Annotated in this window: 12 protein-coding genes and 2 tRNA genes; 5 read left to right on the top strand and 9 right to left on the bottom strand. The window is 60.6% G+C overall.

The window, feature by feature from the left end; all coding sequences use genetic code 11:
• Window positions 1–4: 4 nt before the first annotated feature.
• Complete coding sequence (locus tag RJ40_RS03770) at window positions 5–634, bottom strand: DUF47 domain-containing protein (RefSeq protein WP_265582021.1); 630 nt, start codon at window positions 632–634, stop codon at window positions 5–7.
• 439 nt (window positions 635–1,073) lie between these two features.
• On the opposite strand from RJ40_RS03770, the gene RJ40_RS03765 reads away from it, so the two are divergent.
• The gene (locus RJ40_RS03765) at window positions 1,074–1,700 is read left to right on the top strand and encodes a hypothetical protein (RefSeq protein ID WP_265582020.1); all 627 of its coding nucleotides are present in this window, start codon (window positions 1,074–1,076) and stop codon (window positions 1,698–1,700) included.
• 104 nt (window positions 1,701–1,804) lie between these two features.
• Here RJ40_RS03765 and RJ40_RS03760 read toward each other — a convergent pair.
• Window positions 1,805–1,876, bottom strand: a tRNA-Ala gene (locus RJ40_RS03760).
• A 271-nt stretch (window positions 1,877–2,147) separates the two neighbouring features.
• Here RJ40_RS03760 and RJ40_RS03755 point away from each other — a divergent pair.
• A complete protein-coding gene (locus tag RJ40_RS03755; protein WP_265582019.1) occupies window positions 2,148–2,726 on the top strand; it encodes a PH domain-containing protein in 579 nt (192 codons plus the stop codon).
• 2 nt (window positions 2,727–2,728) lie between these two features.
• Window positions 2,729–4,219 carry a PH domain-containing protein gene (locus RJ40_RS03750; RefSeq protein ID WP_265582017.1) on the top strand — a complete coding sequence of 497 codons (1,491 nt, stop codon included), beginning with the start codon at window positions 2,729–2,731 and terminating at the stop codon, window positions 4,217–4,219.
• A gap of 352 nt (window positions 4,220–4,571) precedes the next feature.
• On the opposite strand, the gene RJ40_RS03745 is transcribed toward RJ40_RS03750, so the two are convergent.
• Both RJ40_RS03745 and RJ40_RS03740 read right to left on the bottom strand, forming a co-directional pair.
• Window positions 4,572–4,643: transfer RNA gene (locus RJ40_RS03745), tRNA-Ala, on the bottom strand.
• A 71-nt stretch (window positions 4,644–4,714) separates the two neighbouring features.
• Window positions 4,715–5,836: a nicotinate phosphoribosyltransferase gene (locus tag RJ40_RS03740; RefSeq protein WP_265582016.1), complete on the bottom strand. Its 1,122-nt coding sequence runs from the start codon at window positions 5,834–5,836 to the stop codon at window positions 4,715–4,717.
• A gap of 119 nt (window positions 5,837–5,955) precedes the next feature.
• Between RJ40_RS03740 and RJ40_RS03735 the strand changes: the two genes are divergently transcribed.
• Both RJ40_RS03735 and RJ40_RS03730 read left to right on the top strand, forming a co-directional pair.
• A complete protein-coding gene (locus RJ40_RS03735; RefSeq protein ID WP_265582015.1) occupies window positions 5,956–6,630 on the top strand; it encodes an MTAP family purine nucleoside phosphorylase in 675 nt (224 codons plus the stop codon).
• A gap of 4 nt (window positions 6,631–6,634) precedes the next feature.
• Complete coding sequence (locus RJ40_RS03730; RefSeq protein WP_265582014.1) at window positions 6,635–7,936, top strand: amidohydrolase family protein; 1,302 nt, start codon at window positions 6,635–6,637, stop codon at window positions 7,934–7,936.
• A gap of 500 nt (window positions 7,937–8,436) precedes the next feature.
• Here RJ40_RS03730 and RJ40_RS03725 read toward each other — a convergent pair whose 3' ends face one another.
• The 5 genes from RJ40_RS03725 to nifS all read right to left on the bottom strand — a co-directional run bounded on the left by RJ40_RS03725 (window position 8,437) and on the right by nifS (window position 12,301).
• A complete protein-coding gene (locus RJ40_RS03725) occupies window positions 8,437–8,766 on the bottom strand; it encodes a hypothetical protein (RefSeq protein WP_265582013.1) in 330 nt (109 codons plus the stop codon).
• A gap of 282 nt (window positions 8,767–9,048) precedes the next feature.
• Entirely contained in the window at window positions 9,049–10,002 is a 954-nt protein-coding gene (locus tag RJ40_RS03720; protein WP_265582012.1) for a phosphoenolpyruvate carboxykinase (ATP), read from the bottom strand.
• A 100-nt stretch (window positions 10,003–10,102) separates the two neighbouring features.
• Complete coding sequence (locus RJ40_RS03715; protein WP_265582011.1) at window positions 10,103–10,477, bottom strand: molybdenum cofactor biosynthesis protein MoaE; 375 nt, start codon at window positions 10,475–10,477, stop codon at window positions 10,103–10,105.
• 235 nt (window positions 10,478–10,712) lie between these two features.
• Window positions 10,713–11,096: an iron-sulfur cluster assembly scaffold protein gene (locus tag RJ40_RS03710; protein WP_265582010.1), complete on the bottom strand. Its 384-nt coding sequence runs from the start codon at window positions 11,094–11,096 to the stop codon at window positions 10,713–10,715.
• A 41-nt stretch (window positions 11,097–11,137) separates the two neighbouring features.
• Entirely contained in the window at window positions 11,138–12,301 is a 1,164-nt protein-coding gene (gene nifS, locus RJ40_RS03705) for a cysteine desulfurase NifS (protein ID WP_265582009.1), read from the bottom strand.
• Window positions 12,302–12,387: the final 86 nt, after the last annotated feature.

Below are 12,387 nucleotides of genomic sequence, written 5' to 3'. Positions count from 1 at the left end.
CTCCTCACGAGTGCCTGATCGCGATGTCCGAGAGGACATTTGCCACGTCTTCACACTTGTCGGTGGCCTCCTCAAGGTTCTCATAGATGTCCTTGAGTTTGATGATCGTGATTGCGTCGTTGGTCGAGAAGAGGTTCTTGATGGCGTCCGCAAGCACCGCATCGGCAAGGTTTTCAAGTCTGTTGATCTCGATGCAGTGTCTCTCGACGGCCCTGGGATCGTCCATTGTCCTGATCAGCCTGACGGCCGTCTGGATCTCTTGCGTGGAGAGGTAGATGAGCCGAGCAAGTTCTTTCATCAGTTCATCGGTCTCGGTGACCCCGTACCCGTACATCTGCTGTGTCGTGCCGTCGATGAAATCGAGGACGTCGTCAAGCGCGGTGGCGAGCCTGGAGATCTCCTCTGGTTCGAGAGGAGTGATGAAGGTGAGGTTGAGTTGTTCGTAGACCTCGTGAGCGATCTCGTCGCCCTTGTGTTCGATCTCTTTGATCTTGTGGCACTGATTCTTGACGTCCACATAGTCATTGACGAGGGCGTGGAGGAGCATAGCACCCTCGTTAACCGTATCTGCCTGCTTTTCGAACAAGTCAAAAAAAACCTTGTCCTGCGGCACGATCCACTCTTTAAGACCCATTGCACCCAAGTGTTATCAGTTCTCACTGGACAAAAACCATTCCATCTCCCGGGGGGTGTCGGGATGAGGGGGGTTGTCGGGAGTACTGCGTACCGGGGGGCGATCCCGATTCTAATGCCATATTGCTGATTTCAATCGGTGCTGTTTGTTCACGAAAAATGTGTGTGCCGGCCATGGCTACTCTTCCCGCGCCTTTTGATGTGTGTGCGGTCGGTGCAGGTTGCCGGGACCACTCTCTGAATGGACCGGATAGTTTACGCGCCGGGATGTACCCTCGATAAACTCCTGCGCTGTCTCTCATTGGGTCGCCTGAAACTTTGTTTTATGAGCGTTTCTCAGAAATAATAATATAGCGGGAGCAGGGAGGATGACTGCCTCGTCGGAGAAGGGACAGGAGAATGTATCCTGTATCTTTCGGGGATTCATGGGGGGATGAAGAATGAGAAGATTGTTGGTTCTTGTGATCGCAGCCGTACTGAGTGTCGGTGCCTTCGGCATGGCTTCTGCGGTGAATGAGTCGGAGAATGTCACCGGGCTGGGGGATGAGATCGAGACCGAGCTCATAATCGAACCGGAAAATGCTGCTGCACCGATGGCAGGGTTCAACTTTGCCCGGTTTTCGAGCAGCATCACCCAGCAGCCCAACAGCACGGCTCCGGTCTCTATTGTGATGGACCAGATCGATGCCGCATTCGGGGTCACACTGGAGGGAGAGAATATCTCGGTCAGTAGTGACGGCGTGTACTTTATCGTCTTCACGCCGCAGGTGGGCATGCTGAATGCCACCGAGAATGTGACTGAACCTGCGTACACCGACTTCTGGCTCACGGTCAACGGGGTGGACGTCCCGAACAGCAATATCCGCTGGCAGTCCACGAAGGAGGACGAAGGCCACAGGGATGTGATCACCGGCCAGATGGTTGTTCTGCTCCGGGCTGAGGATGTGCTCAATGTCAGGATGGCGGTCTCCGACCCTGAGGCCGGCATCGGTATCGAGGCGGTTCAGCCGGAGGGAGAACCGCTGGTGCCGAGTATCAGTATCTCGATCTTCGGGTTCGGTCAGTAGGGGCGGATCTCAAGTTCTTCTTTTTTGAGTGTCCAGGTCGTCGGGGGGTACGTGGAGTTCTACACAAACCGGAAGCACATGATCAAGATGTCGTAAAACAGTGATGGACCGAGCGGGAATTGAACCCGCGGCCTCTTCCATGCCAAGGAAGCGATCTTCCCCTGATCTATCGGCCCAATGCTACCCTATACTGTTGATCGTGATCGCATAATAAAGATTGGGCCCGGCCGCTCCCCGAACCCCCCCTCGCGCGGTCCCGGAGCCGGGAGATAACCCGGTCCCGCGCATCATCCATCTTCGGGTGCACCACAATGGCGCCCTCCGGCACCGGGGCGGAGAGAGGGAGCATGACATGCCCGCCTCCCGGCCGGAGTGAGGCCCATGGGCGAAGGAGCGCACCCCCCTCTCGACCATACCTTCAATTGCGCCGGGTGAAAAACTCTACTTATGCCAATCCCCGGCCCGTTTCGAGGGCAACCTGCGGTTGATGAGGGCGAACCTGTTCATGAGACGGGTGCAGGAGGCGAGGGCTACAGAAGGCTGAACCGGAAGTGCATGGTCTCGATGTACATCGGGTATGCCATCTCATACGCAGTACTCCTGGTGGGCTATCTCCTCCTGAGATTCTTCTCGCGGGAGTACCTGGGCCCGTCTTACGATCTTGTTCAATACGCCGCACTGGCGGTCCTGGCGATCGTCCTGGTCTACATCGTGGCGGCCCCGCCGGTCTACTACGCCCGGTACAGGTATCAGATCACGGCGGACAAGGTGGACGTCCGCTACGGAATCCTCGTAATACGCCACATCCTGGTACCGATCGAACGGGTGCACCAGGTGGAAGTCTCCAGGGGGCCGATCAACACCATGCTCGGGCTCGGGGATGTCACCATCACCACCGCAGGTGGGGATGCGACCATCGAATATCTGGAGATCGAGGAGGCGGAGAAGGTCGCCGACCTGCTCAACACCCTGATCGGCCGGATGCTTCAGGACCGGATCGCAGGGGCGAGTGAAGAGAGGAGATGAATATGGCCGGCGAAAAAGTCAGGTGCCACCCGACCGTTATCGTGGAAAACACGGCCAGGACGTTTATTTCGATCGTGGTGGTGCTGATCTTCCTCGGTGCATGGATCGATCTCTCCGCGCTCCCTGGTATCCTCGCGCTCTCTCCGGTCGTGCTCCTCCTCTTCTACTACCGGCAGTGGAAGAGAACGACCATCCGGTTCAACGAGACCGATGTCGTGGTCGAGAGGGACACCCTCTTTCAGATGAAAAAGACCCTCCCCTACGCAAAGATGGCATCGGTCAACGTGAACCGGGACATCTCGAACCGGCTCTTCGGGACATCGAAGGTGCTGATCAACATCAACTCCGGGACCAGCGCCATGGCCCCGGAAGCGGTCCTGACGTTCAGGCAGGACGTGGCCGAGAGGATACGCTCCGAGATGTCGCAACGCCTCTATGATCATGAAATCTCCCCGGACGAGGAGGAGACGATCGAGTCCCTGGCAATGTTCACTCCGGTGGACGTGATCATACACGGTCTCTTCAGCGTCTCGACCTACCAGACCATACTGGGCTCGGTGTTCCTGGCCTACTCGGTCTTCGAACTTTACCTCTCCACGGTCGTTGGGGTCGAGGCGGGTGCAGGGGCGATGATCTCTCTCCTGATGTTCGTCGGGATCCAGATTATGCCGTCGGTCTCGTTGATACTCCGGTACTACAACTACAAGGTCTACCGCCGGGGCGACACGATCTACCTGCAGCATGGTCTGATCAGGACTTACAGGACAGCTTTCAGCGTCTCACGGATCAACGCCGTCCGCGTCAAGAGCACGCTCTCGGCCAGGCTGCTGGGGCGGTCGTGCATCGAGGCGGAGGTGGTGGGGCTGGTCTCAGAGGATGGCGAGAGTTCGCGCCCTGTTCTCTGCCTGCTCAAAGATGATGCAACTCAGCAGAGGATTCTCCGGGAACTGGTGCCGGAGTTCGTCTACGAACGCGATCCAGACAGGCAGCCGGAAGGCGCAAAGCGTGTGCTCCTGATACGGGCGGTCTTCGCATCCCTGGTGCTGGCTGCGGCGATGCTCATCCCTTCACTCTACGTCTTCCGCGAGGGAGCCGCCCTGACCGGGAGCGTCGGCATCGCCGGCGCGGTCGTGCCGTTCGTGCTGCCCCTCGGTACGGCGCTGGCGATCCTCGCGATCATCTATGCTGCGCACGTCTCCTACAGGGTCACGGAGTTTGACGCCGGTGAAGACCTTTTCACGTTTGTGAACGGCGCCGTCGACCGCGAGACTGTTGTCATGAACTACGACAAGGTGCAGATGGTCTGGATCGCGGAGGGTCCGGTCGCCAGGGTCTTCGGGGTCTCCAGGGGAAGTGTGTATATGCTCTCCTCGACCGGGGGTTCGAGCGTCACTTCGGGGTATTTCCCCGAGAGTGCCCTCGACAGGATAAACGAGATCGTGATGAACCGTATCACCGGCGGACGGTACGATTACCGGCTGAACAGTATCTGACCTTGCCGCGAGCCTCCTCCCCCCCAATGGGATTCAGCGGGTGGGAATCCGTGTTCGGAAATGGGGGGAAGGGGACTCTTTTTCTGACTCTGCGGCAATCCTCGGGATGGCTATTTCTCCGGGAGGCTGGCCGCCCCCTGGCCCCCCCACGGACAGAGGATAGCCGAGGGGCGGCGATTGAACGAGATACTCTCTGGTGTCCCGGCGCAAGGGAGGAGTATCCTTTCAGATCTTGAAACGCTGCTCAGAGCAATGTTCAATCGCGTATGCTTGAGTCAGGGGTTCATGCCTGATTCTGCAAAGAATTCATTTCAACGATGAATCTCACAATGGTGTTCTTTTCAAAAACGAGTGGACCGAGCGGGAATTGAACCCGCGGCCTCTTCCATGCCAAGGAAGCGATCTTCCCCTGATCTATCGGCCCAGTGGTACCCTACAATATTGAATGCCATCTAATAAATGGATTTGGGCCGGGACACCCACAGGTCATGCAGATCATGCTATCCCGGCAAGATATGCGAGGACGCGCGCCCTCGCCTCCGCGGTCTCTGCAGATGTCGTGATCTTCCCGTCCCGTACCGTCGGAACCAGGAGCGGTGTGGCCTCTTCAGGAGCAGGTGCGGAGATCGGGAGAAGTTTTCGCCGGCCGTCGGGGAGGGCGTAGACCTGCTTGACGCCGCTCCACTTCCCGCGCTTGGCGACGCTCCTGTCCTCCACCTCGACGATGTCCAGGGAGAAGTCGACGACCGGGGCGTTGGCGATCGACCCGCCGACCCCGAACGCCTCGACGAGATCCCGGTAGGCGAGGATGTCCTCTCTCGTGATCCCGCCTGAGAGGAAGATCTCGACATCCTCATGCCCGTGGCTGTCGAGTTCCCAGCGCACCTCCTCCAGGATGGATCGCATATCTCCCCGGCGCGAGCGCGGAGTGTCCAGGCGCACGCCCCTGGTGAACCCGAGTTCGGCCGCCCTGAGACACTCCTCCTTCTCGTCGCCGAAGGTGTCGCAGAGCATCAGGCGCGGCACCTCGGGCGCGGCGTAGCGGTCGAAGGCCGTCCATGCCTCCTCGGGGTTGTCATGGCACATCACAAAGGCGTGCGGCATCGTCCCGACGACCGGCATTCCGGCCGGAGCGGTGGTGTTCGAGACCCCGTCCACGCCGCCGATCCAGGCCGAGCGCTCGATCATCGGTGCGATCGCCGGGTGCTGGCGTCTCGACCCGAAGGAGTAGATCTTCCGCTCGCCCGCCGCATGTTTGATATGCGCGGCGGCGGTGGCGATCCCGGAGGCATGGCAGAGGAAACCGAGGAGTGCGGTCTCGAAGACTCCGAAGTCACGGTATCGCCCCGTGATTCTGAGCACCGGTTCTCTCGGGTGAAAGACGCTCCCCTCAGGCATGGCCTCCACGTCCGCCTTCAGGCCGGAGAGGAGGGTGAGGACGTCGTCAAGCCCGCAGAAGATCCCCCACTCATATGGCATACCGGCTGTCGTCACCTCTGCCGTGACCACCGGGTCTTTTCCTTCCTTCTCAAGCACCTCTTCACAGCGCGCAAAGTAGATGTCCGTGCACCCGCCGCGCCCGATCGTCTCATCGTCAACTATATGGAATCGGCTCATATCCATCCCGACTCTGCGATATGAGACGGCAGAGACTAAAAAGGCGTGGTTTTTAACCCTCAGAAGACCAAACTTTTCCTGATGGCAGGCACGCATGCTGAGCAGAGGAGGGGCCGCTGATGCTCGGGATAATCGGCGGCACCAGCCTCCTGTACTGTGACCTTCCGGCACTGGAGGAGAAGATGGTCTGGACCCCCTACGGCCCGGCCGCCGTGCATGTCGGCGAAATCGCCCTGATGCTCAGGCACCAGGCCGACCGGCCGCCCCACCAGATCAACTATCGGGCCCAGATGGCGGCACTCGCCCTCTGCGGTGTGGACCAGATCGTCGCCTTCGGTTCGGTCGGTTCGCTGAAGCCCCTCATCCAGCCGGGGACAGTGGTGCTCCCGACCGACTATCTCAGCCTCACTGATATCCCGTCCTTCCATAATCACGCCATCGAGCATGTGATGCCGGCCCTGGACCAGGGCCTGGTCAGGCAGATCTCCGGGGCCATCCCCACCGCCGAGGTCGGGGGAACCTATGCCCAGACGCGGGGGCCCAGGATCGAGACGGTCTCAGAGGTGCGGGCCCTGGCGAAGGTCGCGGATGTCGTCGGGATGACGGTGGCGAGCGAGGCGACGCTTGCGCGCGAACTTGAGATCCCGTTCGCCGCGGTTTGCACGGTGGACAACTACGCAAACGGCCTCTCCGACGAGGTGCTCACCTATGAGCATATCCTCGCCACCTCGAAAAAATACGCGAGGCGGACCGAGGATCTGGTCGGTGCGGTCGTGCATGCACTGGGAGCGTGAAGTGATGAAAGAGACATACAATGGAGAGGATGTCCTGGTACGGGACGTCGAGGTACAGGGCAGACGGGTGAACATCACAATCGAGGGCGGACGGTTTGCGGCCATCGGCGAGGACGCCGGCGGCGAGGCCGACGTCGTCATCGACGGTCGGGGTGCGGTTGCCATTCCGGGGCTGTACAACACCCACACCCATGCGGCGATGACCCTGCTGCGGGGGTACGCCGACGACATGATTCTCCAGGAGTGGCTCTCAGAGAAGATCTGGCCGCTTGAGGCGCACCTGACGGGAGAGGACGTCTACTGGGGAACGCAACTCGCGTGCCTGGAGATGATCCGGTCCGGGACGGTCGGCTTTAACGACATGTACTTCTTCATGGAAGACGCCGCAAGGGCCGTCGAGACGATGGGGATAAAGGCGCAGCTCTCGTACGGTTTCATCGACCTCTTCGACGAGGAAAAGCGGGAGAAAGAGATCAAGGCGACCAAGGCGCTGGCCTCGTCAATCCAGGCGATGAACAACCCGAGGATCAAGGCAGCAGTCGGTCCTCACTCTGTGTACACCGTCTCTGAGGAGGGGCTCTCCTGGTGCGCCGAGTTCTCCCGTCAGCAGGATATCAACATCCACGTCCATCTGGCCGAGACCGAGAAGGAGGTGACTGACTGTGTCGCCAAGACCGGGGTGCGCCCCACGCAGGTGCTGGACAGGTGCGGGCTACTCACCCCGAGGACCGTCGCGGCCCACTGCTGCTGGCTCGATTCGGACGACTGCGCCCTCCTGGGTGACCGCGGCGTTTTCGCTTCCCACAACCCGGCGAGTAACATGAAACTCGCCGTGGGCCGGGCGATGCCGTATGGGTTGCTGAAGGAACGGGGTGCCGGACTCTGTCTCGGGACCGACGGATGTTCCTCCAACAACAATCTCGATATGTTCGAGGAGATGAAGTTCGCCGCCCTTCTCCAGAAATTCTTCTGGCACTCACCAACTATCCTCCCGGCAGGCGAGGCCCTCCAGATGGCGACCGCAAACGGCGCCGCGGCACTCGGCTTCGAGGGCGGACAACTTGAAGTCGGTGCCCCGGCCGACCTGGTTCTCCTCGATCGCCGGGCCGCCTGCAACACTCCGCTGTACAACCCGACCTCCAATGCGGTCTATGCCTGCAACGGCGGCGCGGTCACCACCGTGCTCTGCGACGGCCGCGTCCTGATGCAGGACCGCGTCGTCCCCGGCGAGGCCGAGGTGCTGGACGGCGCACGGCAGGCGATCGCCGGACTGCTTGAGCGACACCGTGCATCGGTGTCCGAATAAGGACCGTGGAGAGATCCGTCGGGGGGAGACCCCCCGGGCCCCCCCACGTATGAGGATAGCCGAGGGGCGGCGATTGAACAGGGCCTCCACTGATCCTATGTCCTGAAAAGATGGATCGAAACCATTTCAACACCCGGAGATCGAGCGACGAGTAATTTTCATCCCTTATGCTTGAGGCGTACCCCTCGTCTCATGTAAAATTCTACAACACGCTTTTTTTCATCGTTTCTCGGGATCGAAATTTACACCTTTGCAATGGTTTTCACTCTTGTGCTTCTGTTTAGGCACCCCGAGCGCCGTCACCTGTGCCGGTCGATCCGAAAACGGCGGCCCGAATGCCTGACTCTCCCCCATCGTTTCCACATTCGCACCCGTCCTGAGAACACAGCCGGAGATGCCCGGCCACCGATCAGGGGTGCCGGGTGTTCTCTGAAATGTGTGAAAATTATTGGGGGTACCTGTACACACTTCTCTCTATGTACTCTGTACGCAGATCCGGGTCAGGATCGGCTTTCCTCTGCGGCCGTCTGGTTTTCACCCCGCAAGTGGAAACCGGGCGCGAGGGTGAAAGAGTCGGGATCGTCGTCAAGCCAGACGTCCCCCTTCGCCGCCCACTCGCGATAGGTCCGGTAATCGAATGAGAAATAATATTCCCGGCGTTTCATCTCGATCTTGTACGGCTTTTCAGCCACCGCGGCGTCGATGAGACTGACCGCCGGACACCTGTCCGGGATGCCACGGTTCAGGTCGCCCTGCAGTTGCCTGACGGTGAGGCCGTGTAGAATCGGGCTGACCCCCTGGCTCAAGCATACGCGATGAAAATTTCTCATCACAGGTCTCCGGGAGGTCTCCCCCCGGCGCGAGATGGCGGTGAAGATTCTGTGATTGAGGGGGGCACGTCGGATCATCACGTCTTCCCATACCATACGCGTCGGGGGCAGCGCACCCGGTGCGAGCGTGTGGAAAGGTGATCGTTCAGAAGGGCTGCCCTGAAAAAAGAATGATGAATGCGAACGTGCTCTTTCGCACCGGGGGGAGCGATTGAGCGGCGTTCCCGCCCGTGCCATGTCGTGATGAGAGAGAATGTCACGAGGAAAGAGAGCAAGGATCCCTCACTCCCCCCTCCACCCCAGAACAATCTCTCGCAACACCTCCTGCGTCTCGGCGGGCGTCGGCCCGGCCGTGACCTCGAAGACCCTGGTCGCCCCGAGGAGCGAGGCGAAGAAGCGACGGCGTATCTCCTCCCTGAAGGGAGTCCTGACCAGGAGATGAGGGTTGAAGTACCCGGAGGCCGATGCAACTTCGAGGGCTTCCTCAGGATCGAGGGGGACGCACCGGACCGGCCCTCCTTCATGTCGTCTGAGAAAGACCGCCGTCCTCAGCGTGGTCATCGGCAGCACCCGGCCCTTCCCGACCACAGACCTGAGGTCGACCACCCCCCGCTCCTCGGCGTCGAGGTCGGCCCGGCCGATCAGTTCCTCGAACTCCGGCCATGCCCCGGACAGGTCGGCCCTGATATAGAAATTCTTCTCTGAACCATAGGCGAATACATCGTTCCCGTAGACCCTGGCAAAGAACCAGTCGTCTGAGACCACCCGCACCCGCGAGTCCAGGAGGAGGCCGTATGTCTGGGTGGTCTTGCCCGCCCCCGACTCGCCGAGAATCGCGGTACCCCAGCCTTCGGCATCAATGCATGCACCATGGACCGAGTGGGTTCCGTGCTCCTCCTCCAGAACATCTCCCGCGACCGAGAGGGCGAGGGACTTGACCAGACCGTAATAGGCGACATTGATAAGAAAGGCGGTCCTGGACTGCGGGTCGTAGAGCAGGGTGTCTTCAGGGGCCATGGGATCCCTGAGATGGTAGAGACGGCCGTGAGAGCGGATGTTCTGGGAGATGAAATAGAAGTTCTCCTCCCACCGCTCCTTCGTCTCTTTATCGTCGGTGAGGAGTTTGATGCAGCACCCGAAGATCTCCGACTTCACCTCGTATTTGATCTCATCGGCGTACCTCTCGACCAGTTTCTCCTTCTCTTCGACCGGGATGAGGCTGAGGGTGTAGGACATGCGTCCGGGTAGTGTGGCACCAGGTTTAAGGTTCTCTCTCCTGTCCCATGCAAGGAAAAAAAAGTAGTTTGGAGTGGACCGGTTAGCCCTGTTGTCGATCTCAGGCTGCGAGCAGGGGCTGTTTCCTGACGATTTTCTCTTCCTTGACGGCATTGACGATGTACTCGCATGCCTCGAAGGCCACGTTTCTCTCAGGTGCCCCTGCGGCCACCAGAAGAACCACGTCCCCGACGCTGACCTCCCCGACGCGGTGGACGACATGTGCGCAACTCAGGCCGAAACGCCTGACTGCATCGTCCCGGATCGATTTCAGGCTCTTCGTTGCCTGCTCAACATTCGCCTCGATCGAAAGCCCGCTGGCGCCCTCCTCAGCCCGCACCCGACCGACATACGTGACGACCGAACCTGCCAGGGCGGCGCTCGACGTTTTCATCGGTGTACTGGGGTCGATCGCGCTGTTTGTGATCCCGACCATAATGCTCTTTCTCCATGCCCCCATCAGGCTGTCCGCCCGCAAGGGTCAGGAGTCATTACCGGATGCAGTACATATAAGTGATCTCTTTGACGCGAGTGTCGTGTCAACCCCTAAATGTCTGACCCCGGGGACGCGGATCACGCTCTTCACGGGGGGTGGTGAGGGCTTGTGCTCTCCCTCGCTGCCATGGTGCGGGAGAGTGATCGAGTTTTTCTAAATGGCTAAAAAAAGAGATTCACCAGGGTTCAAGCCCCTGTTTTTCCCGGTACGAGTTGATCGCCTCTCTGATCGCATCTTCGGCCAGGACCGAGCAGTGCATCTTCGGCTCGGGGAGGCCGCCGAGGGCGTCGGCGACCTCGCGGTTGGTGAGCGCCCAGGCCTCTTCCAGGCTCTTGCCCTTGATCATCTCGGTGGCCATGCTGGAGGAGGCGATGGCCGCGGCGCACCCCAGGGTTCTGAACCTGACGTCCACGATCCGGCCCTCCTCGATCTTGAGGTACAGGGCGGTGGTGTCCCCACACTCTGAACTCCCCACCTCGACGAAGGCATCCGCGTCCTCCAGCACCCCGACATTGCGCGGGTTGGTGAAGTGGTCCATGACGGTCTCTGTGAACTGCATCTGATCACCTCTTGGTATGGTATTCACAAAACCCTTCGCTCTCAGGCATGCCCACGTGAGAGTCTGCGCAGGCGGGCGACGGCGTCGGGAAGAGTGTCGAGAAGGAAGTCGACATCTGCTTCGGTGGTCAGGTCGCCCAGGCTGAGGCGGAGCGAGGCGCGGGCGAGGGAGGGGGGAACGCCCATGGCGGTGAGGACGTGGGAGGGCGTTTCCTCGCCGGAGGAGCAGGCACTTCCGGTGGAGGCGCAGACGCCCTGCATGCCGAGGAGGGTGAGGAGGGCCTCGCCGTCGATCCCGGCAAACGAGATGTTGATGTTGCCGGGGAGGCGCTCGGTCGGGTGGCCGTTGAGGGTGACTTCGGGCACACTCTCCAGGATCTCGTCGAGGAAGCGGTCGCGCAGTTGCGCCACCCGCGCCGTGTGACCGTGGATGTCGTCGCACGCCCGCTTGATGGCCGCACCCAGGCCGACGAGGCCGGGAAGGTTTTCGGTGCCGGCGCGCCGGCCCTTCTCCTGCCCGCCGCCGTGGACGAAGGTCTCGATGGCGACGCCGTCCCTGATGTACAGCGCTCCCGTCCCCTTGGGTCCGTAGAACTTGTGGCCCGAGAGGGAGAGGAGATCAATCTGCATCGCATCGACGTCGATCGGCACGTTCCCGACGGCCTGGACGGCGTCGGTGTGGAAGAGGACGCCGTGTTTGTGGGCGACGGCGCCGATCTCGGCGATGGGCTGGATGGTGCCGACCTCGTTGTTGGCGGTCATCACCGAGACAAGGATGGTCCGGTCGGTGATCGCCTCCTCGACCGCGGCCGGGTCGACCATACCGTACCGGTCGACCGGCAGGTAAGTGACCGAGAAACCCTGCCTCTCCAGGAACTCGCAGGTGTGGAGGATGGCGTGGTGCTCGATGGCGGTGGTGATGATGTGGTCGCCCTTCTCCCGGTTCGCCAGGGCAACGCCCTTCAGCGCCCAGTTGTCCGACTCGGTCCCGCCGGCGGTGAAGAAGATCTCGCCGGGCGAGGCGCCGAGGGCGTCGGCGACCTGCCCGCGGGCATGGGTCACCGCCTCGCGCGACTCATCGGCAAGGCCGTACAGGGAAGAGGGGTTGCCGAAGTGTTCGGTGAAATACGGGAGCATCGCGGCGACGACCTCAGGATGGGTCGGGGTCGTTGCGGCGTGGTCGAAGTAATAGATCTTTTCGCTCATGTCTCTCCCTTTGATCATCTCAATTGTCTCTTGGTATTGGAAAAAATAACCCTCCGAACCGGCATCCGGCGGCGAGGTCAGGCACC

The sequence above is a fragment of the Methanofollis aquaemaris genome (assembly GCF_017357525.1).
In the GTDB taxonomy this organism is placed as follows: domain Archaea; phylum Halobacteriota; class Methanomicrobia; order Methanomicrobiales; family Methanofollaceae; genus Methanofollis; species Methanofollis aquaemaris.
This window is presented reverse-complemented; position numbering and strand designations above follow the sequence as displayed.

Coding starts and splice junctions, on each gene's coding strand:
- RJ40_RS03770 (WP_265582021.1), bottom strand. CDS start 634: ATGGGTCTTAAAGAGTGGATCGTGCCGCAGGACAAGGTTTTTTTTGAC.
- RJ40_RS03765 (WP_265582020.1), top strand. CDS start 1,074: ATGAGAAGATTGTTGGTTCTTGTGATCGCAGCCGTACTGAGTGTCGGT.
- RJ40_RS03755 (WP_265582019.1), top strand. CDS start 2,148: ATGCCAATCCCCGGCCCGTTTCGAGGGCAACCTGCGGTTGATGAGGGC.
- RJ40_RS03750 (WP_265582017.1), top strand. CDS start 2,729: ATGGCCGGCGAAAAAGTCAGGTGCCACCCGACCGTTATCGTGGAAAAC.
- RJ40_RS03740 (WP_265582016.1), bottom strand. CDS start 5,836: ATGAGCCGATTCCATATAGTTGACGATGAGACGATCGGGCGCGGCGGG.
- RJ40_RS03735 (WP_265582015.1), top strand. CDS start 5,956: ATGCTCGGGATAATCGGCGGCACCAGCCTCCTGTACTGTGACCTTCCG.
- RJ40_RS03730 (WP_265582014.1), top strand. CDS start 6,635: ATGAAAGAGACATACAATGGAGAGGATGTCCTGGTACGGGACGTCGAG.
- RJ40_RS03725 (WP_265582013.1), bottom strand. CDS start 8,766: ATGAGAAATTTTCATCGCGTATGCTTGAGCCAGGGGGTCAGCCCGATT.
- RJ40_RS03720 (WP_265582012.1), bottom strand. CDS start 10,002: ATGTCCTACACCCTCAGCCTCATCCCGGTCGAAGAGAAGGAGAAACTG.
- RJ40_RS03715 (WP_265582011.1), bottom strand. CDS start 10,477: ATGGTCGGGATCACAAACAGCGCGATCGACCCCAGTACACCGATGAAA.
- RJ40_RS03710 (WP_265582010.1), bottom strand. CDS start 11,096: ATGCAGTTCACAGAGACCGTCATGGACCACTTCACCAACCCGCGCAAT.
- nifS (WP_265582009.1), bottom strand. CDS start 12,301: ATGAGCGAAAAGATCTATTACTTCGACCACGCCGCAACGACCCCGACC.